This is a genomic window from Rhizobium sp. 05L419 (genome assembly GCF_056397845.1).
In genome coordinates, this window is record NZ_JBFTOF010000011.1 from 139,611 (window position 1) to 159,506 (window position 19,896).

A 19,896-nucleotide genomic window follows, 5' to 3' on the forward strand; every position below is an offset into this window, starting at 1 on the left:
TCTCTTTGCATCCTCCGTTGTTGCGACATATTCTTCTCACCAACCGGGAGGTGCATCATGGCTGATATTTCCAATGGCATGTCTTTTTCGTCTCTTCAGTCGAAGTGGGTCTGGTTTGCGATCCTTGGTGCATTGCTGATTGCCTGCGGCGTCATCGCAGCCGGCAATGTGATCATGGCGACAGTCGTGTCGGTCTACTATGTCGGCATGCTGATGCTCGTCGGCGGCGTCGTCTATCTCATCCACGCGTTCCAGGTGCGCGGGTGGGATCAGTTGCTGTTCTGGGCGCTGAGCGGCATCCTCTACGTGCTCGCCGGGGTCTTTGCCTTCATGAACCCGATCCTCGCCTCGGCGGCGCTCACCTTGTTTCTATCGATCGCGCTGTTGATCGCCGGCGTTTTCCGCGTCTGGGTCGGCTGGCGCATGCGGCCGCTCAAAGGCTGGGGCTGGGTTGTCGCCAGCGGTGTCATCACGGCGCTGGCGGGTTTCGTCATCGCCCTCGGCTGGCCCGTCAATAGCCTCTGGATCCTCGGTCTTTTCCTTGCCTGCGACCTGCTCATCCAGGGCTGGTCGATGCTCGCCTTCGCCTTCGCGATCCGTCGGTAGTTGTGCCCGCAATCCACAGGCCGGTCATCACGGATTGTTTCTTTTTTGACAAGCTTGTGAGCAGCGGCTAAAATTCCTCATATAAGGGCAGCCGCGGAAACGGCGGTAACCGGCGGCTTTTGCCTGAAACGCTCATCCGTCCCCCGACAGGGCAGATTTCTGTCCCGCGAGGTAATGGGAGGAATGTCATGCCCATGGTAACCGTTTCCATCTCTCCGTTGCAGGCGGCCGACATCCGCGCCGCGATCGATGATGGCAGCTACGTTTCAAGCAGCGAAGTCGTGCGAGAGGCCCTGCGCCTGTGGGATGCTGCGCGTAAGATCGACGGATCCGCGCGTGGGCGCGACTGCGACGCCGGCGATAGCAAATGCGTGGCCGAGATGTTCGCAGACCACGAAGCCGAACATCGGCGCTCTGCCTGACCGAGATCGACCAGACGGTCGCCGCAGCCTCTTCGCGTGCATCGCCTGAATGTCCGGCGATGCTGCTTTCACAAAACTTTCACATTGGGGAAAGTCTTCGTTGACCCTTCTCCACCATCTTCCCTGCGCAAAACAATAAGTCACAGTGGAGATCGGCATGTCTTTGGCAGCCACCGTCGAACCGGCGCTCGTCCGTCGTTATGCCAGCGATCAGATCGTTACGCTCGCCAAGCTCGTTATCGAAAATGCCTTCCAGCCGATCGGCGAGGCCGGGACGGGGGTTGCTTTCGGCTATGAATCGCTGATGCGCGGCCAGGAGCGGCTTGGCTTCAATTCGCCGGTCGAAATTCTGGACGAGGCCCACAAGAACGACCAGTTGCTGCAGCTCGAGCAGATGGTGGCAAGCCGGGCGCTCGCCAAGTTCGCGACGCTTCCGAATTTTGCCAATGCGACGCTGTTTCTCAATCTCGACGTCCGCCTCATTCCGCACGGCGAGCGGCTGGTCGAAAGCCTGCTGCAGCATCTAAAGCTTGCCAGCATCCCCCCATCCTCGATCTGCTTCGAATTCTCCGAGCGCTTCGACAACACCAACGTTCCCGAGTTCGCCTCGCTTGTCTCTTTGCTGCGCAAGTGCGGCTTCAAGCTCGCGATCGACGATTTCGGCGTCGGCCACGGCGAGATGAAGCTGCTCTGCGACCATCCGGTGGATTACCTGAAGATCGACCGCTTCTTCATCGCCGATATCGACAGCAATCCACGCAAGCGTCATCTCCTGAAGAACATCGTCCATATCGCCCACGTGCTCGGCACGCGCGTGATCGCGGAGGGGATCGAGACGGAGGCGGAATTCATCGCCTGCCGCGAATACGGCGTCGACCTCGTCCAGGGATGGTTCATTTCGCGCCCGACGACGCATCTGACCGAGCTGCAGCCATCCTTCCCGCACCTGCAGGATCTCGGCAAGACCAAGCGCAACACCCAGTCTCTCGACGAAATCCTGATCCGCAAGCAGATCGAGCGTTTGCCGACGGTCTATGAGAACGACGCTATCGACAGCGTCTTCGAGCTGTTCCGCCGCAATCCGCATCAGGCCTATTTCCCGGTGCTGAACGCCAACGGCGAGCCGCGCGGCATTCTCCATGAGCGCCACCTCAAGGAATACATCTACCAGCCGTTCGGCCGCGACCTGCTCAAGAACAAGGTCTATGAGCGCACCATTTCCCATTTCGTCGAGATGGCGCCCATCGTCGGCCTTGATTCCGACGCTGAGCAGCTGATGGCGATCTTCGCTAACATGGAGGGCAGCAATTGCCTGCTGCTGACAGAGAACATGCGCTATGCCGGCGTCGTTTCCGCCGCTTCGCTCATCAAGGTCATGAACGAGAAGAAGTTGAAGACGGCGCAGGACCAGAACCCGTTGACCGGGCTGCCCGGCAACCATGCGATACGCGACTTCATGCGCGAATCGAGCCGGGACGACGACGAGACGCGCCACTTCTGCTATTGCGATTTCGACAACTTCAAGCCGTTCAACGATGCCTACGGCTTTCATCTCGGCGACCATGCCATTTCGCTGTTTGCCGCCCTGATGCGACGCTATTTCTTCGCTGAGCGCCACTTCCTCGGCCACGTCGGCGGTGACGACTTTTTCATCGGCGTCTGCGGCTGGACGAAGGAGGAACTGACCGAAATCCTCGACCGCCTGATCAGCGATTTCCATGACGACGTGCTCGATTTCTATTCCGCTGCCGACCGCGCGGCGGGCCGCATTCGCGGCCATGACCGCGCCGGTGCCGACGCCTTCTTCCCGCTCATGCGCTGCTCGATCGGCGTGCTTGAGCTGCCCAAGGGGCTCGTCATCGACGATACCAACCGCGTGAGTGCCGCGATCGCCCACATCAAGGCGAAAGCGAAGGAAAGCGAGGAGGGTCTCGTCTTCCACCTGCTGGGCGAGACGAATTGACGCCTCTATCGCTTCCGCCCTTCTCAAGCCCGAACCACTGAACTATTTCAGTTGCTTTCGGAATGAGGAGACCGGATCATGTCCTTGCCTGTCCAAATGCGTTTCGTCGATCTGCCGAGCTTCGGCGCACCCGAGGTGATGACGATCGCGACAGGGCCTCTGCCTGTTCCCGGTGAGGGCCAGCTTCTCGTCCGCACCGAGGCGATCGGCGTCAACCGCCCCGACGTCGCCCAGCGCCAGGGCATCTATCCGCCGCCGAAGGATGCAAGTCCGATCCTTGGCCTGGAGCTTGCCGGCGAAGTCGTCGCGATCGGACCCGGTGTCAGCGGCTACGCCATCGGCGACAAGGTCTGCGGGCTTGCGAACGGCGGCGCCTATGCCGAATATTGCGTACTGCCCGCCGGCCAGGCTCTGCCTTTTCCGAAGGGCTACGATGCGGGGAAGGCTGCGGCACTTCCGGAGAACTATTTCACCGTATGGGCGAACATGTTCCAGATGGCCGGCCTGACCGAGGGCGAGTCTGTGCTGATCCACGGCGGCTCCAGCGGCATCGGCACGACCGCGATCCAGCTCGCACGCGCCTTCGGCGCTGAGGTCTATGCGACAGCGGGTTCAGGGGAAAAATGCGATGCCTGCGTCAGGCTCGGCGCCAAGCGTGCGATCAACTACAGGACCGAGGATTTTGCCGAGGTGATCAAGGCCGAGACCGGCCGCGGCGTCGATATCATCCTCGACATGATCGGCGCCGCCTATCTGGAAAAGAACCTCGCCTCGCTTGCCAGGGACGGCTGCCTCTCCATCATTGCCTTTCTCGGCGGAGCGGTGGCCGACAAGGTCAACCTGGGGCCGATCATGGTCAAGCGGTTGACGGTTACCGGCTCCACCCTGCGTCCACGGACGGCCGAGGAAAAGCGCGCCATTCGCGACGACCTTCTCTCTCAGGTCTGGCCGCTGCTCGACGAGGGCAAGGTTGCCCCCATCATCCACAAGACCTTCGCCTTCGAGGACGTGGCTGCGGCCCATAGCCTGATGGAAACCAGCAGCCACATTGGCAAGATCATGCTGCGTCTCTGAGCGTCAGCGACACCGCGATGGCGACCAGTCCCGGCAATGCCATGACGATATAGAGCCAGTGTGCGGCCGAAACGGTGCCGGCGATGCCGCCGGGGTCGATCAGGCCGGTGCTGTTGGTGATCACACCCACCACGGAGGCACCGAACGCGCTGCCGAGGGATTGCACCGTCGAGATCGCGGCCGATGCCTTGTCCTGCTCCGAATTGCCGACGAGGCGCAGGATCTTGGTCACCAGATGCGCCCATCCGAGGCCGACGCCGAAACCCATCAGGAACATGCCGACGACGGCAGGTCCGAGCAGCGCAAGGTTGCCGGCCTGGTTGTCTCTGGCGAAAAAGATCGTCAGCGAGGCGACGGCGACGGTCTCGATCACGCAGCCGATGACGATCGCGGCGCTGGCACGCCTGCCCGACAGCGTCCCGCTGAAGAAGGCCGCAAGGGTCCAGCCGAGCGCAACCAGCGCCGTCAGGTAGCCCGCGATCAGTGGCGTCACGCCGTGCAGCACCTGTAGGAAATAGGCGATGTAGATGTCGCTCGTCAGGACCATGATCAGCACGAACATCGTCAGATAGACACGGGCGACCGGCTTGCTGAGCGTGACTGCGCCGGATGGCAGCAGCCGGTTTTCGCTCCGCCGCTCGACCACCAGCATCGCAGCGATTGCCACCATCGATGCTGCGACCAGCATTGCCTTGGTTCGGGTTTCCTCAAATGTGCCGGCAAGGCTGACAAAGAGCACCGCCGAAAGCAGCAGGACGATCTGCAGAATCGGCGTCCTGCCGGCTCCCCGGTCGTCATCGGCCGGTGGCAGCAGCCGCGGCGCCAGCGCAGCCATCAGCAATCCGAGCGGCACGAGCAACATGAACGCATGGCGCCAGGCATTGCCTTCAGTGAAGACGCCGCCGAGACTGGGGCCGAGCAGCGTCGATATCCCCCAGATCGCCGCGTAGAGCGTGGATGCCTTACGCCAGAGCGGTTCCGGGTAGGCAAAGCGGATGAAGGCATAGGCGAGACCCGCGAGCGCTCCCGCACCGAAGCCCTGGACGGCGCGGCCGGCAATCACGACAGGCATGGCAGGGGCAACTGCGCAGATCAGGCTGCCGGCGGCAAAGACCACAGCGCCGGCAACGTAGACGGTCCTGAGGCCAGTGCCGCGCGGGCGCATGGCGACGAAGATCGAACCCAGCACGGCTGCCGCCACATAAAGCGTCGTCATCCAGGAAAACAGCTCAAGCCCGCCGATATCCCGCACGATGGAGGGCGCAATGGTCGCGGTGATATAGGTCTCGACCGCGTAGAGCGTGACGCCGCCGCCGAGCATCAGCGTCGCGGGCAGAAGGGGTGTTGAGAAAAGATGAAAGACCGAGAGCTTCTCGGGTGCCTGTTCGATGCTGGTCATTGCGTATGCCTTGGTTGTTTCCCTGGAAATGACGATTTTTAAAAGTTATAGATTGGAAAATTGCACGGGCATGTTATTAAAGCAAGAAATAACTTGGAAAAAGAAATGCGCCAGTCGCCTGCGAACCGAATTCTGCTGATAATCAAGACCGAGGGCCCCCAGCTCGCGTCGGACCTCGGGACGGCGCTCGGCATCTCGTCCGAGGCCGTGCGCCAGCAATTGATCAAGATGGCGGAGGAGGGGCTTGTCCAGCCTGTGACCGAGGCCGCATCCGGCAAGGGACGGCCGCGCCAGCTTTGGCATCTGACCGCCGCCGGCAACGGCCAGTTCCCGGATCGTCATGCCGAACTCACGGCAAACCTCCTGACGACGCTGGTCGCGCAGCTGGGAAAGCCCGCGCTCGATGCCGTCATTGCCGGGCGCGAGGAGGAAACCCTGAAGCGCTATTGCAGCGAGATCACGGCGCCCGACCTGCCTGCGCGCGTGCGCCAGCTGGCCGCCATCCGCACGGGCGAGGGCTACATGTCCGATAGCTGGGAAGTAGCCGATGGATCGCTGCTGCTGGTGGAAAACCATTGCCCGATCTGTGCTGCAGCGACTGTCTGCGCGGGCTTCTGCCGCTCGGAACTGGACACGTTTCGCGCCGTTCTTGGCGCCAGGGTGGAGCGGGAGGAGCATATCCTGCTCGGCGCTCGCCGCTGCGCCTACCGCATTACGGCCGCCTAGAGCAATTGCAGCAAAAGTGAGTAGCGGTTTTGCGCCTGGAATTGCGTGAAAACAAAAAGATGGCGTTTTCGCGGTTCGAAGAAAAGCGGAAACTCTAGACTAGGCCGGCTGCTGAACCTCACGCCGACCGCTTTCGAGGAAGAGCAGCAGGCCGACCGAGACGACGCCGACGGCCGCGGCAAGCAGCGCGGTGCCGGAATAGTCCGTAAAGGCCGTGCCGGCCGCGAAGATGGACGCGCTGACGCCGTTGCTGACGAACACGTTGACCGAGATCAGTGAACTGCCGAGCCCCGGACGATCGGCAATCAGGTCCTGCAGGTAGGTGATGGGAATGCTGAGGATCGCCGCGGCGCCGCAGGCATTGATCAGCACGAGGGCATAGATCTGCCAGGGTGCCGTGGCAAGGCTCAGCAGCGCCAGATAGACGCAATAGATGAGCGTCCCGACGGCAAGGACGTGAACGCTGCGGAAGCGCCGCTGCAACGCCCCCCACATCATCATCAAGGGCATTTCCAGGAAAGCCACGAGCCCGGCCATGAAGCCGACGTCGACCACGGTGCCGCCGACGGCGTGGGTGATGATCAGCGGCGATACCACGCCGCTCAGCCGCTGCAGTCCGAGCAGCAGCGACATGATGCCGATGCGCATCAGCACGTAGGGCGAGAAAATCCGGCCGAGTGAGGAGAAGAAACCGATCTGGTGGGACAGCGGCCCTTCTTGTCTCGGCGCGCGTTTGGCAAGGAAGAGATAGAGGCAGAAGCAGGTAAAGCTTGCCAGTCCCGCAATGCCATAGGCGGGCGTCATCGATTGCGAGTTGATGAGGTAGAGGCCGATAAGGCCGGGCGCCAGCGCCCAGGAGCCAGAGTAAAGCGCGCGCACCGTCGAGGTGATCGCCGCCGCCCTTCCGCGATCCATCGTGTTCGTCGTGGCGCGAATGCTGGCAAACAGGATCGAATAGGTCGAGTTGCTGATCGGGATCAGCACGAGCACGCCGAGCATGAAGACGGCGGCGGTGCGGAACTCGTAGATCAGCCCGAAGCCGAGCATGCCGCTGACGGAGAGCGCCAGCACCAGGGGGCGGCGATCGCTGAGCCTGTCCGACCATATGCCGAGCGTCAGGCTCGTCGCGACATTGACCAGCGCCGCGCTGAAGATCAGCGCCGAATAGGCGCCGTCCGACAAGCCGATCTCGTTGATGCCGATGATCGACTGGTAGGGGATCGTCGAGGCATAGGTGAAGGCGAGCGCAATCAGCGTCAGCGTTGGGACGCGGATGCGATGGTCGCGGAGAATGGAGGAGAAGGCAGATGGCATGGCATGATTCCCGATGCCCCAGCTTTAGACCTGCAGAGCGCTTTCGAAAAACCAGAGTTTGTGATGTCAGTCGTCAATTCATGTGATGAATGGTCAGGTGGCGTGATGGCTCGAGCGGCTACTACAGCCCGATTCGGCCGATGGCAGGTATCTTCACGCCGGGATTGGCGATGTCGATACCAGCGACCAGCCCCATGAAGTGCACCTCGAAGCCGCTTCGTGCTCCGGCCGCAAAGCCGATCAGCCCGTAGAGTGTCGCATGCATGTCGCGACCGTCCGGATCGATCTCGAACATCCGGCCGTCCGTCGGGAAGTCTCGGCCGACTGCATCGGGCGGCAGGACCGCACCGAGATCGGGCAGTGACCGCAGGACATATGCGACGAAACTGTTGGAGTTCGGGCCGGGATAGATCCGGTAATCGCCGACGCCGGAGTAGGGATAGGATTGGATGGCCGCTGCCACCTTCGGAACGAGCCTATCAGCCTCCGGCCCGGTGATTGAGCGAACGATGTGCGGGGTGTTGGAATACCAGAAGGCATCCGCCGCGTAGTTGTTGCGCCGGACCGGTGCGCCCCAGCCGACCTTGTCGTAGCGATTGTAGGTCGTGTCGCCGGTTGCCTTGGTGACGATCCAGGAGTGGCTGGCCACCGCGCCTTTGAAGCCGCCGGTGTTCGCAGACATGATGTAGATCGCTGCCTCGCGGTCCCCGTCAGCTTTCGGCAGGACGCCGGATGCGGTCCAGTTCGCCTCCCGCCATGTCTTCGGATGGTCGCCAAGCGCCCACCAGCCGGCCGAGGCCAGCGCAGGCAGGAGGTAGACGACGACGATTGCAAGGAAGAGCCTTTTGAGATGACGCATGGAGACGCCGATGACCTCTGCTGACGCGCGGTTGTATGTGGAGATTTCCTGAATAACATGGCGCAATTGCGCCGCCTTTCGGGCTGAAAGCCGATTGCATTATCAGTGCTATTCGCTATGCGTGAACCGTTCCCAACGATCAGGATTCCTGCCATGGCCAACCCCGTCACCGTCGAAGTCACCCGCGGCTCGCTCGTCGAAAGCCGGCATCGCGGCGCGGTCGTTGCCGTCGATGGCGACGGAAAGATCGCCTTTGCGGTCGGTGACATCGATGCGGCCGTCTTCCCGCGCTCGGCATGCAAGGCCATGCAGGCACTGCCGCTCGTCGAAAGCGGCGCGGCGGACGCCTATGGCTTCGGCAACCGCGAACTGGCGCTCGCCTGCTCCTCCCACAATGGCGAAGACGAGCATGTGGCGCTGGCCTCATCCATGCTCGCGCGGGCCGGTCTTGGCGTCGAGACGCTGGAATGCGGAGCGCACTGGTCGTCGAGCCAGAAGGTGCTGGTCCACCAGGCGCGAACCATGGACAAGCCGACGGCGCTTCACAACAATTGCTCCGGCAAGCACGCCGGTTTTGTCTGCGCCTGCTGCCATCGGGATGTCGATCCGAAGGGCTATGTCGGCTACGACCACCCGCTGCAAAAGGAAATCCGCGGCACGATGGAAAGCCTGACGGGCGCCCCGCTCGGCAAGGACAATTGCGGTACCGACGGCTGTTCCATCCCCACCTACGCAGTCCCGCTGCGTGGCCTCGCGCATGGTTTTGCCAGGATGGCGACCGGCAACGGCCTCGATCCGCTCCGCGCCAAGGCTTCGCGGCGGCTGTTAGACGCCTGCATGGCCGAACCATTCTACGTCGCCGGCACGGGCCGCGCCTGCACGGCGCTGATGCAGATCGCCCCCGGCCGCATCTTTGCCAAAACGGGGGCGGAGGGCGTCTTCTGCGCCGCGATCCCGGAGCGGGGAATTGCCATTGCGGTCAAGTGCGACGACGGCCATTCCCGCGCCGCCGAGGCAATGATTGCGGCAGCGCTCAGCCGCTTCTTCGAGCAAGACACGGCGGTTCACTCGGCATTGACCGACATGGCCACCGTGAGGATGCACAATTGGAACGGTATCCATGTCGGCGACATTCGCGCCGCAGCTGCGCTGGCCGACTAACCCGTTTCGGAACGGCACATCCGCGCTATGAAGGGCAGGATATGCTAATGTATACGAAACTACAGGCAGCAACAACGAGTGCAGCTTTCTAGCTTTGCGCTACCCTCGGCCAAGTACATCGAACGCCATGAGGGCAGGATATGTTTGCAGGCCGCTATCTCTGGTGGATGCTGATCGCAATGGCGATCTTTTTGTTCTTTGCGATCTGCTTCGACTATGTCACCTGGGCGACGGTCGCGATGTCCGGATGTGCGAGGATTGCAGGCTCCTGCGGTCCGATTATCCTGACGATGACCGGATCCGTGAAGCCTGCGGGCGTCTATCTGGCGGGTGGTATCATCCTCGCCGTCACGATTGCGCGGACCCGCTATGTCGGGCTGAGCCCTGCCTGGGGCGTGTCCGCCTTCATCTGGTTCGTCGCGTCGGCACCGTTTCCGCTTTTGCTGGCAAGCGGCTGGACGGGGCAGTTGAAGACGGAAACCGTGCTCGAGAGCCTGCCGGTTGCCTTCCTGTTTCTGGTGGCATTCTGCGCCTATATCGGGTGGTCGTTCGAGGACGGCGGCGCCAAACCGCTCGGCCCGTGGCGTCCGTTGCGTGCGGCGATCCGGTTTTGTGCTGTCTACGGAGCGCTGATCGCAGTGGCGCAGGCGCCGGCCTTCGCGGCGTTGCCTGGACGGTTGTTGGGCCAGCCGTCGCTGTCGGCTTGGATCGCGGCATTGCAGCCCGGGCTGCTCGATCTCCTAACCTTCGGCATGGACGGCAATGGGCTCGCCTATCTCGCCTGCGGCGTCTTCGCCTTGGCGCTTGTGGCGAGCCTCCTGCCGCAGAATATTGACCAGTTGCGCGTTCGGTTCCTGGCGCCGTTCATCCTGCGAGGATCGCGGCATTGAGGTCGCGATACGGTTGAAGCAGGGCCTCTGCGGCTTCCGCGGGTACGATCAGTCCGGACACTTCGGAGATCGGCAGGACCTGGCAGGACGATGCACGATCCAGTTTCTCCTCCGTCAGCAGCACGTAGGTTTCCGCCGAGCAGCCGGCGATATGCCGCTTGATGGCCGCCTCCTCGAAGTCCCCGGTCGACAGGCCGTGCACGGGATGGGCGGCCGTCACCCCGAGAAAGAAGATGTCTGGCCGAAGCCGCGAGATCGCCGCCATTGCCGTCGCTCCCGTCGCCACCATTGAATGCTTGTAGAGGCGTCCGCCGATCAGGACGACCTCGGCCGTCGGATGATGCTCCAGTTCAGCAGCGATCGTCGGGCTATGCGTCACAACGGTCACGTCGAAGGTGCGCGGCAGATGCCGGACGATCTCCGCAGTCGTCGTGCCGCCATCGAGAAAGATCATCTGACCCGGCCTGACAAGGCTCGCGGCTTTTGCGCCCAGGCGCTGCTTGGCTTCCAACGACACATCCCTGCGCGTCGAAAAGTCGGTGAGCTCCGGCGAGATCGGCATGGCGCCGCCGTGCACCCGCTTGAGTAGACCTTCGGCCGCCATCTCGCGAAGATCCCGCCGGATGGTGTCTTCCGACAGCGAAAAGCTCTCGGCCGCACGCTTGGCAATCACTTGCCCGTCACGTCGAAGGATGTCGAGAATCAGGGATTTGCGTTGCGACGTCAGCATGGGAATCCGTGAGGTTGAATGAAGTCTCATGAATATGCACGAAATGATTCGACTCTCAAGGAATTTCATGCATTTTCAAGAAATCCCGTGCATGAAGCCGGGAGTAGCGGAGTTTGATCATGTTAATTTTGATTGCCGGCCCTTATCGGTCGGGAACGGGCGATGACCCGGTGAAGATGGCGGCCAACCTCAAGCGCCTTGAGGAACCGTCGCATGCGTTGTTTCAAGCCGGCCACGTGCCGATGATCGGCGAGTGGGTGGCGCTGCCGATCTGGCATGCCGCTGGCGGCACGTCGGTTGGCGACGATCTCTACGAGCAGATCTTCCATCCGGTCGCCGGGCGTCTGCTGCAGCTTTGCGAAGGCGTGCTGCGTCTCGAAGGCGAATCCAAGGGCGCGGACAACGACGTGCGCATCGCCCGCGAACGCGGCATTCCCGTCTGGTACCAGCTCGAGGACGTCCCGGGCTGCGCCAGGGCAGCGTGACACACGTCGCGTCATAAGGGCGGCGTGATAAAATGAGCCGATACGCGAGGCCGGCAGATCGGCCTCGCTTTCCGCATGTTCGTCAGCGGGCCGGCGCGTTATAAGGGGGCCGAAACGGGAGTCGATCATGCTGACATTGTATTTTTCGCCGGGTAGTTGCTCGCTGGCAAGCCTCATCGCACTGGAGGAATCTGGACTTCCCTTCGAAACGAAGAGGGTCCATTTCGCCGAAGCCGAGCAACGCTCGCCGGCATATCTGAAGATCAATCCGAAGGGCCGCGTTCCGGCCCTCGCCACGGAGCGCGGCGTCGTCACGGAAACGCCTGCGATCCTTGCCTACATCGCCGCGATCGCCCCCGAAGCCGGCCTTGCTCCGCTGGACGATCCCTTTGAATTCGCCCGTCTTCAGGCTTTCAACAGCTACCTGTGCTCGACGGTGCATGTGAACCACGCGCATGGCCGGCGCGGCAGCCGCTGGGCCGACGATCCCGCCGCGCTCGAGGCGATGAAGGCAAAGGTCCCGCAGACGATGACGGACAGCTTCATGCTGATCGAGGAGGATATGCTGGCCGGGCCGTGGGTGATGGGCGAGCGTTATTCCGTGGGCGATGCCTATCTTTTCGTGATGACCGGCTGGCTTCGCGGCGACGGTGTCGACCCGATGCGCTTTTCCAAGGCGACGGCGCATTATGCCCGCATGATGGAGCGCCCTGCCGTGCAGCGTGCCCTGGCTCGCGAACAAGCCTGATCGACGAACAGGCGCCTCGGCCCGGGGCGCCTGGCTGCTTACCGTCGGAAGCCTGCTGCGAGTTTCTTCGGCGCGCGAAAAAGCCACGCGCCGATCAGCCGCTCCTTCAACTCCGCATCCGCAATGACGTCGATGCGAAGCGGCAGGTGCGGCCATCCGACGTAGTGATCGGTCTGGTAGTAGATTTCGGGCGCCATCTCGATCAGCCGCTCCTTGTCGTCGATCGAAATCGAAAGCACGACCGTCTCGCTGTCCTTGACTGCAACGAACGTCTTGCCTCCCACCTTGAGAGCCGGATTCCCATAGGACGTGCTCTCCTCGATGCCGGGCAGATTTGCTTCGGCAGCTAGCCGCCGCAGGCGGCCATATACCGTCTCCACCTTCTCCGCCATGCTCCCTCCCGATCGTTTGCCTCTGGCGGAGCCTAGCAGGTTTCGGCCGCTATGCGCATACGGCAAGCGCCGGCTTCTGCGGCAAAGGTGCCCGTCCTTGCGCGACAAGCGGCAGGTCGGCCAGTTCCGTCAGCGACATGCGTGCCAGATCCGGATGGTTCAAGGGATCCTGGCCGGGGTCAGTGACATAGGGCGGATCGATGATTTCAACGTTCAAGAAAAACTTCAGCAGTTGCATCGCATGCCTCGCTTTCCCGAGTTTTGCTTCCATCCGTTTGGGTTTACCGTGCGCCGGAGATGCTGCACGTCATTTGATGAGTATCCGGGCTCAGCAGCAAGATTTCAATTGAGAATAGCAGCACGGAGCTATAGGAAATCTATATGAGAAACCTCAATTCGGTTCATCTGAACGGTCTGCGCGCGGTGGAGGCTGTGGGACGGCTCGGCTCCCTGCAGACGGCAGCCGAAGAGCTCGGCGTCTCGATCGGCGCTGTCAGCCAGCAGGTCATCAAGGCTGAAGCACAGCTCGATCTCGTCGTTTTCGAGCGCACGCCGAAGGGGATGCTCGCGACCGAGCCGGGCGCCCGGCTGCTTGCCATGCTGACGGAGGGGTTTCGCCATCTGTCGCAGGCCGTGGCGGCGACGCAGCGCCGGGACGACAACATCCTGACCATATCAGTTGCACCGGTCTTTGCCGCGCGCTGGCTGGTCTATCGACTTGATCGTTTTGCAGAACGACATCCGGGCATAAGTCTGCGTATGGATGCGACCACGAGGCTCGTCAACCCGGCGCTCTGCGATGTCGACATCGGCATCCGCGTCGGCAGCGGCGATTGGCCCGACGTGAAGGCCGAGCCGCTTCTGGCGCAGGAGGTCTTTCCGGTCTGCTCGCCGGCACTGGCCGCAAGGCTGAGGCAGCCCACCGACATCCTGGCGCTGCCGGCCATCATCGACGGTCATGCGATGTTCACCTGGGAGGTCTGGATGCGCGAAGCAGGGCTTCCCGGCGCCTCGCTCGAAACCCGCCACGTCTTCAACGACGCGTCGCTCTGCCTCGATGCCGCGATCGCCGGGCAGGGGGTGATGCTCGCCTGGCAGACGCTTGCCGGCTACGCGCTGCAGCAGGGGCAGCTGGCGGCCCCGTTCGGGATCCGCGCGAAGACGGGCTTCGGCCATTACTTCGTAACGGCCGAAGGGGTGCGAGAGCCCAAGAAGGTCAGGGATTTCAAGGCCTGGATCCGCGAAGAAATGGCTGAAACCCTGAAGCTCTTTCCCTGATCAGATCGGTTCATGCGAGCGCGCTGCCTGCATGGCGATATAGGCGGGTCGGGACTGGCAGCGCTTGATCCAGGCGCCGACGTTCGGATGGGTGTCGAACAGTGCCTGTTCCGACTGGACGTAGCGTAGCACTTCGGCGAGGTTCAGGTCGGCGGCGGTGAAGCGGTTGCCGACAAGGTAGTCGTTGTCGCCGAGGTGCTGTTCCAGCACGGCGAACGGCTTCTTCAGCGATCGGCACGCAACGGCGATCGTCGCCTTGCCTTCCTCGGTGTTTTCCTTTTCGTAGTCATAGGTGTAGACGACCTTGATCGTCTCCGGTTCGACTTCGGTTGCTGTCCACAATGTCCACATCGTCAGCAAACCGTCCTCTTCGACGGTTTTGCCGGTAAGCGGTCCACCTTGCTTGCGGGCGAGGTAGAGCGTGATGGCCAGCGACTCGTGCATGACCAGATCGCCGTCCTTGATACTTGGGATCTGCAACATCGGATTGATCGCGACGAACGCGGGCGAAAGCGTGTTGATCGGCGCATCGGGTGCCAGCGGATTGTCGAGGCGGTTCGCCTGCAGCACAGGCACGGACTCGAACTCCAGCCCAAGCTCGTTTGCCATCCAGTAGACGCGCGAAGCGCGCGAGCGATAAACGCCATAGATTGTCAACATGTCAGATCCCCTTGCTTGAAGTGAAGTGAAACTAGACGTGGCCGTGCCAGTGCGGAAGCATCTCGCCGTTATGGATCAATGAAAGCTATTGATGTCACGAAGGCGCGCGCATCGAGCAAGCCGACCTCTCAGGAGATCCGGTTGCGCTCGACGGTTAGCTGCGGGTATCGGGCCTGTCCGCCAGTCGCAAGCTCTCCGGAGACCTTCTTGTCCCATTCGAAGCCGAGCACGGCGCCGTCGGGTGTCTGCTGAAAGACGTTGTCGGTGATGACAGCCGTGCCGGCACCGTCCGCAACCGAAACCGCGCAACCGATGGGCGCCTTGCGGATGACGTTGCCGGTGACCATCAGATTGCGCAGGTAAGGACCCCAGCCGAGCTGCATGCCCCAGCGCGGAGCGCCCTCGACGATGTTGCCGGAGATGAGCGTGTCGGCCTCCGCAGCAATCCCGACACCGAAGCCGAGTTCATGCGGGTAGGGGCCAATCAGCGTGAGGTTGCGCACCACATTCCCGGTAACGCTGGCAAGCCTGCCGCCCTGGTCGAAATTGGCGATCGAAATGCCGTTGGCGGCACCATCGATCATGTTTCCGGAGACGACAGCCCCCTCGAATTCGAACTCGACATAGACGGCCGTCTCGCCCGACCGGAGGCACTGATTGTCGCTTATCTGGATGTCGGAGGCGGAGTTGGCACGGATGGCGGTAAACGCGCAGTCGGAAACGTGGTTGTTCGTCACCATTACGCTGTCGGCGCGGAAGATATTGATGCCGTTGCCGTTCTGCCCCGTTCCGCCGTCGTTCGCCCGGATGCGGTAGACGCGGTTGCCGCTGACGATGCTGTTGTCGGCGCCCTTGTTCCAGCGGTGGACAAGGATGCCGCCGTTGCCGCAGTCGAAGACCTCGTTGCCGGTGATCGACAGCCCGGCCGACTCGACGGCGTAGAGGCCGGACTGCCCCGCGCCCGATATGCGGCTGCGTTCGATCCGCCCGCCGCAGCGCTCGAGCTGCAGCGCATGCTTTCGGCTGCCGCCGATCTCGCAGTTGTCGATCCGCACCTCGTCCACGTCGGTGAACTGCACAAGCGCCCCGGCATGGTCGCCGAGCCAGCGGTTCTGACCGTCGATGACGATGTTGGAAAGTTCGATCCGCTTGACGTTTTCGGCCGAGAAAAGGTGTCCGCCGCCGGTGTAGAGGATCCTCGATGCGCCCGCAACGCCGGTGATGCGCGCATTGTCGGGCAGTCTGAGGTTGGAAACCTTGTAGACACCGGGCGGTAGGAACACCGGCACGTTGTTCCGCGATGCCTCGTCGATCACGCGCTGCAGGCTGCCGCTCTTCTGGTCGCCCGCGCCGGGAACCGCCGCCTTGTACTGCACAGCATCGATCGAGCCGCGCAGGTCGGGCTGTCGTGTCGACCCAAAAGCACGCGGCGCCGATAGAGCCGCCGCCGCCACGGCTGCGAGCCGAAGAAATTCGCGGCGCGACGATATCGTTAAGAACCGGTTCATTGCCTCCGACAAGCAAGAAACGTGCCGAGAGCTTTGTATCGTTCTGGAGCATTGCTGAGGAAGACTTGTCGGAAAAATCTGAAACGAGAATTGAGCCCGAAATATTGTTCTCCCATTCACCTTTCCATTTAAGCAGGGCGAAGGAAATGAGCGCTAAGCTTGCTGCTAATCTCGGTCGCGCCCAACTGGATGCGCCTTCTGTCATCGCCGCCCTGGAGAATGGTCATGGATAAGACGGGTGCCGGCCGCCGCAATGTCGACCACACAGACAACGAAGCCGATCGGATCGTCGCTGCCACGGAAGCACTTATTGCGGCAAGCCACCGTAGCGCCGCCGACGGTATCGAAAACCTGCGATTGAAGGCCATCATCCGCGAGCTTCCGGATTTCTTCTACGTCAAGGATCGCGACAGCCGCTTCGTATTTGCCAACACCGTGGTCGCTCGCAGCTTCGGCCTCGAGGATCCCGAGGGCATTTGCGGTAGACGCGATTTCGACTTCTTCGATTTCGACACCGCCCGTCGCTACTTCGAATTCGAGCAGGACATCATGGCGACCGGGGAGGCCTGCCTCGATATCGAGGAGGTTGTCCCCTCCGCGATCGGTGGAAAACCGACTTGCCGGCTTACGTCGAAACTTCCGCTGCGCAATGACTGCGGTGTCGTCGTCGGCCTGATCGGCGTGTCGCGCGACATCACCGAGCGCAAGCGACAGGAGGAGCTGCGTCGCGGCCAGGCGCATCTGCTGGAGATGATCGCCCGCAACGAGCCGCTGGAAATGGTTCTGGAGGCACTGGTACTGCTGATCGAGGCCGAGCTCGATGGCATTTCGGGCTCCATCCTCATGCTGGATCGCGATGGCCGGCGGCTTTACCACGGCGCAGCGCCCAATCTGCCAGGTGCCTACAGCCGCATGATCGATGGCGTCGTGATCGGCCCGAATGTCGGTTCATGCGGAACGGCTGCGTGGCGCGGCGCGCCTGTCATCGTCGAAGACGCGAGGGTCGATCCGCTATGGGCGGATTTTCGCGGCGTGGTCGAGCAGTTCGGGTTCCGCTCCTGCTGGTCGACCCCGATCATGACCGCTCAGAACAATGTGCTCGGGACCTTCGCGCTGTATTCCAACAGGGTTCGCCGCCCGACGGCGCGAGAGACGGAGCTTGTCGCACTAGCCACCCACATCGCGCGCATCGCCATCGAGCGCAAGCGAGGTGACGAGCGTATCCACTTCATGGCGCATCACGATGATCTGACGGGACTGCCGAACCGCGCCTTCTTCAAGGAGCGCATGGCCAAGACGCTCTACCAGGCGCGAAGCAACGGCCGCAAGGTGACGGTCGCCTATCTCGACCTCGACAACTTCAAGGACATCAACGACGGTTTGGGCCATGCGGCCGGCGATGAAATCCTGAAAGAGGTGGCGGCACGCATGGCCAATGGCGTGCGCGCTTCCGACATGGTCGTTCGCCTTGGCGGCGACGAGTTTCTGGTCGTGCTGGTGCATCAATCCGGCCACGATGGCGGCATCATGCGCCGGCTTCGCGATCTGCAGAAGGCGGTCGTCAAGCCGATACTGATAGAGGTCAAGCAGATCGCGGTCACGTGCAGCATCGGCGTCGCCTCCTTCCCGAGCGACGGATCCACCGCGGAGGAATTGCTGGCGAATGCCGATCGCGCCATGTACCGGGCAAAGCAGCTCGGCCGCAATACGCTGCAGCACCACCTGGGCGCACGCGATGCGGAGATCAAGCTGCCGGTCAGCGAGCAGGAGGAACTGCGCCAGGCGATCGTCAACGACCAGCTCGTGCTGCACTACCAGCCGCAGGTCGACGTAATGACGGGGGAGGTGACCGGGGTAGAGGCTCTTGTGCGCTGGAACCATCCGGCAAGGGGCATGGTGCCGCCCGCCGAGTTCATACCGATGGCCGAGGAGAACGGACTGATCGTTCCCCTTGGACTGTGGGTTCTGAGCGAGGCGTGCCGGCAGGCGCGCAAGTGGCAGGATATGGGCCTTGCGCCGCTGCGAATGGCGGTCAATGTCTCCGCCAAGCAGTTTACCGATCCCGATTTTGCGCGCCACGTCGCCGAGGCGATCGAACGGTTCGACCTGGCGCCGCGATGGCTGGAGCTCGAGCTTACGGAAAGCGTGCTCATGCAGGATGCCAACCGGGCGCTGGCCATGATGAACGCGCTGCGCCCGCTCGGCATCCGCTTCTCGATCGACGATTTCGGAACCGGATACTCCAGCCTGGCGTCTTTGAAGACCTTCCCCTTCGATCGGCTGAAGATGGATCGCTCGCTGATCGAGGCGCTTCCCGGCGACAAGACGGCTGTCGCCATAGGCCTTGCGGTTATCTCGCTGGCGCAGACGCTGGGGCTCGCCGTCGTCGCCGAGGGCGTGGAGACGGGCGCTCAGTTGGACTTCCTCCGATCCGCCAAGTGCGACGAGGCGCAGGGCTACCGCTTTTCGAAACCTGTTCCTGCCGACCTCATCCCCGGCTTGTTGAAGCGCTAGGTCGCCGGGCCAGGCGCCGACCGGTTCGGTCTCGTTCGTCCAGATGCTGCCAACGCCTCTGGCCCTTCCGTCGTTTCCCGCTATCTTCGCGGTCATGAGACCTGATGCATTGCTTTATCCCGCACCCGAAGGGCTTTATTGCCCGGAAGGAGCATTCTATGTCGATCCGGTTCGGCCGGTGGAGCGCGCGCTGATCACCCACGGCCATTCGGACCATGCCCGCTCGGGTCACCGCAATGTGCTGGCAACACGCCAGACGCTCGACATCATGCGCATTCGCTATGGCGACGGCTTCTGCGTCAGCGAGCAGGCGGCAGCCTTCGGCGAGGAGCTGATGGTCAATGGCGTCAAGGTAAGCTTTCATCCGGCCGGTCACGTGCTCGGCTCCGCACAGATCGCCATCGAAAAGAGCGGCACGCGCATCGTGGTATCGGGCGACTACAAGCGCCGCCCCGATCCGACCTGTGCAGCCTATGTGCCGGTTACCTGCGATGTCTTCATCACCGAGGCGACCTTTGGTCTGCCGGTATTCCATCATCCGGACCCCGCCGACGAAATGGCGAAACTCTACGCCTCGCTGCGCCGCTTTCCAGAGCGCACGCACATGATCGGCGCCTATGCTCTTGGCAAGGCGCAGAGGGTTATCCGCCTGCTGCGCGACACCGGCTATGACGAGCCGATCTACATCCACGGGGCCATGGAAAAGCTCTGCGATTATTATGTCGGGCAGGGGATCGCGCTTGGCGAGCTGCGGCCGGCAACGATCGAAACCACCGACAAGGCCGGTTTCAAAGGCGCGATCGTCGTCGGCCCGTCCTCGGCTGTCGCCGATCGCTGGGCACGGCGCTTCAACGAGCCGCTGCCTGCCTTTGCCTCCGGCTGGATGATGGTGCGCCAGCGCGCCAAGCAGCAGGGCGTGGAACTGCCGCTGGTCATCTCCGACCACTGCGACTGGCCGGAGCTGACCGAGACAATCTCCGAGCTGCACCCCGGCGAAGTCTGGGTCACCCATGGCCGCGAGGAGGCGCTGGTCCGCTGGTGCGAACTGCAGGGCATCAAGGCAAGGCCCCTCCACCTCGTCGGCTATGAGGACGAGGGGGATTGATGCGGATGGTTTTTCACTCCCCGGCAGTTTTGGGAAAAGACCCCTCCCCAACCGCTCCCCAC

The 19,896-nt window shown here is 62.4% G+C and carries 20 protein-coding genes; 12 read left to right on the forward strand and 8 right to left on the reverse strand.

Annotated elements, in window-relative coordinates; all coding sequences use genetic code 11:
- The first annotated feature begins 57 nt into the window (after positions 1-57).
- The 4 genes from AC1DMK_RS16265 to AC1DMK_RS16280 all read left to right on the forward strand — a co-directional run bounded on the left by AC1DMK_RS16265 (position 58) and on the right by AC1DMK_RS16280 (position 4,065).
- Positions 58-606, forward strand: a complete 549-nt coding sequence (locus AC1DMK_RS16265; protein WP_037059978.1) for an HdeD family acid-resistance protein — start codon at positions 58-60, stop codon at positions 604-606.
- Between the two features lie 188 nt (positions 607-794).
- Positions 795-1,028, forward strand: coding sequence for a type II toxin-antitoxin system ParD family antitoxin (locus AC1DMK_RS16270; protein WP_037059980.1), 234 nt, complete (start codon positions 795-797; stop codon positions 1,026-1,028).
- 157 nt (positions 1,029-1,185) lie between these two features.
- Complete coding sequence (locus AC1DMK_RS16275) at positions 1,186-2,991, forward strand: GGDEF domain-containing protein (RefSeq protein WP_477860318.1); 1,806 nt, start codon at positions 1,186-1,188, stop codon at positions 2,989-2,991.
- Positions 2,992-3,069: 78 nt separating this feature from the next.
- Entirely contained in the window at positions 3,070-4,065 is a 996-nt protein-coding gene (locus AC1DMK_RS16280) for an NAD(P)H-quinone oxidoreductase (protein ID WP_037059984.1), read from the forward strand.
- On the opposite strand, the gene AC1DMK_RS16285 is transcribed toward AC1DMK_RS16280, so the two are convergent.
- Complete coding sequence (locus tag AC1DMK_RS16285) at positions 4,049-5,464, reverse strand: MFS transporter (protein WP_477860320.1); 1,416 nt, start codon at positions 5,462-5,464, stop codon at positions 4,049-4,051. The genes AC1DMK_RS16280 and AC1DMK_RS16285 overlap by 17 nt on opposite strands.
- Before the next feature lie 105 nt (positions 5,465-5,569).
- Between AC1DMK_RS16285 and AC1DMK_RS16290 the strand changes: the two genes are divergently transcribed.
- A complete protein-coding gene (locus AC1DMK_RS16290; protein WP_477860322.1) occupies positions 5,570-6,190 on the forward strand; it encodes a helix-turn-helix transcriptional regulator in 621 nt (206 codons plus the stop codon).
- Positions 6,191-6,289: 99 nt separating this feature from the next.
- Here AC1DMK_RS16290 and AC1DMK_RS16295 read toward each other — a convergent pair whose 3' ends face one another.
- Both AC1DMK_RS16295 and AC1DMK_RS16300 read right to left on the reverse strand, forming a co-directional pair.
- Positions 6,290-7,504: an MFS transporter gene (locus AC1DMK_RS16295; RefSeq protein ID WP_477860324.1), complete on the reverse strand. Its 1,215-nt coding sequence runs from the start codon at positions 7,502-7,504 to the stop codon at positions 6,290-6,292.
- Positions 7,505-7,625: 121 nt separating this feature from the next.
- Complete coding sequence (locus AC1DMK_RS16300) at positions 7,626-8,363, reverse strand: DUF3750 domain-containing protein (RefSeq protein ID WP_477860373.1); 738 nt, start codon at positions 8,361-8,363, stop codon at positions 7,626-7,628.
- A 153-nt stretch (positions 8,364-8,516) separates the two neighbouring features.
- On the opposite strand from AC1DMK_RS16300, the gene AC1DMK_RS16305 reads away from it, so the two are divergent.
- Positions 8,517-9,524 (forward strand): asparaginase, encoded by a 1,008-nt coding sequence (locus AC1DMK_RS16305; protein ID WP_477860325.1) that lies wholly within the window; start codon positions 8,517-8,519, stop codon positions 9,522-9,524.
- Positions 9,525-9,664: 140 nt separating this feature from the next.
- Positions 9,665-10,414, forward strand: a complete 750-nt coding sequence (locus tag AC1DMK_RS16310; protein ID WP_477860327.1) for a hypothetical protein — start codon at positions 9,665-9,667, stop codon at positions 10,412-10,414.
- Here AC1DMK_RS16310 and AC1DMK_RS16315 read toward each other — a convergent pair.
- Complete coding sequence (locus AC1DMK_RS16315; protein WP_477860328.1) at positions 10,389-11,144, reverse strand: DeoR/GlpR family DNA-binding transcription regulator; 756 nt, start codon at positions 11,142-11,144, stop codon at positions 10,389-10,391. The two genes, AC1DMK_RS16310 and AC1DMK_RS16315, sit on opposite strands and share 26 nt — an antisense overlap.
- Before the next feature lie 119 nt (positions 11,145-11,263).
- Here AC1DMK_RS16315 and AC1DMK_RS16320 point away from each other — a divergent pair, with 119 nt between their 5' ends.
- Positions 11,264-11,629 (forward strand): DUF4406 domain-containing protein, encoded by a 366-nt coding sequence (locus tag AC1DMK_RS16320; protein ID WP_477860330.1) that lies wholly within the window; start codon positions 11,264-11,266, stop codon positions 11,627-11,629.
- Between the two features lie 127 nt (positions 11,630-11,756).
- Entirely contained in the window at positions 11,757-12,377 is a 621-nt protein-coding gene (locus tag AC1DMK_RS16325) for a glutathione S-transferase (protein ID WP_037062310.1), read from the forward strand.
- A gap of 38 nt (positions 12,378-12,415) precedes the next feature.
- Here the strand turns inward: AC1DMK_RS16325 and AC1DMK_RS16330 are convergent, their stop codons facing one another.
- Both AC1DMK_RS16330 and AC1DMK_RS16335 read right to left on the reverse strand, forming a co-directional pair.
- A complete protein-coding gene (locus AC1DMK_RS16330) occupies positions 12,416-12,769 on the reverse strand; it encodes an MmcQ/YjbR family DNA-binding protein (RefSeq protein ID WP_477860332.1) in 354 nt (117 codons plus the stop codon).
- A 49-nt stretch (positions 12,770-12,818) separates the two neighbouring features.
- A complete protein-coding gene (locus AC1DMK_RS16335; RefSeq protein WP_477860334.1) occupies positions 12,819-12,986 on the reverse strand; it encodes a hypothetical protein in 168 nt (55 codons plus the stop codon).
- A gap of 164 nt (positions 12,987-13,150) precedes the next feature.
- Here AC1DMK_RS16335 and AC1DMK_RS16340 point away from each other — a divergent pair, with 164 nt between their 5' ends.
- The gene (locus tag AC1DMK_RS16340; RefSeq protein ID WP_037062306.1) at positions 13,151-14,047 is read left to right on the forward strand and encodes a LysR substrate-binding domain-containing protein; all 897 of its coding nucleotides are present in this window, start codon (positions 13,151-13,153) and stop codon (positions 14,045-14,047) included.
- Here the strand turns inward: AC1DMK_RS16340 and AC1DMK_RS16345 are convergent, their stop codons facing one another.
- Together AC1DMK_RS16345 and AC1DMK_RS16350 are read right to left on the reverse strand one after the other, a co-directional pair.
- Positions 14,048-14,707, reverse strand: coding sequence for a glutathione S-transferase family protein (locus AC1DMK_RS16345; protein WP_037062305.1), 660 nt, complete (start codon positions 14,705-14,707; stop codon positions 14,048-14,050). It abuts the gene before it with no gap.
- Positions 14,708-14,835: 128 nt separating this feature from the next.
- Complete coding sequence (locus AC1DMK_RS16350) at positions 14,836-16,197, reverse strand: TIGR03808 family TAT-translocated repetitive protein (RefSeq protein ID WP_477860375.1); 1,362 nt, start codon at positions 16,195-16,197, stop codon at positions 14,836-14,838.
- Positions 16,198-16,440: 243 nt separating this feature from the next.
- On the opposite strand from AC1DMK_RS16350, the gene AC1DMK_RS16355 reads away from it, so the two are divergent.
- Together AC1DMK_RS16355 and AC1DMK_RS16360 are read left to right on the forward strand one after the other, a co-directional pair.
- A complete protein-coding gene (locus tag AC1DMK_RS16355) occupies positions 16,441-18,729 on the forward strand; it encodes a sensor domain-containing protein (RefSeq protein ID WP_477860337.1) in 2,289 nt (762 codons plus the stop codon).
- Between the two features lie 94 nt (positions 18,730-18,823).
- Positions 18,824-19,834 (forward strand): ligase-associated DNA damage response exonuclease, encoded by a 1,011-nt coding sequence (locus tag AC1DMK_RS16360; protein ID WP_477860377.1) that lies wholly within the window; start codon positions 18,824-18,826, stop codon positions 19,832-19,834.
- The last annotated feature ends 62 nt before the right edge of the window (positions 19,835-19,896 follow it).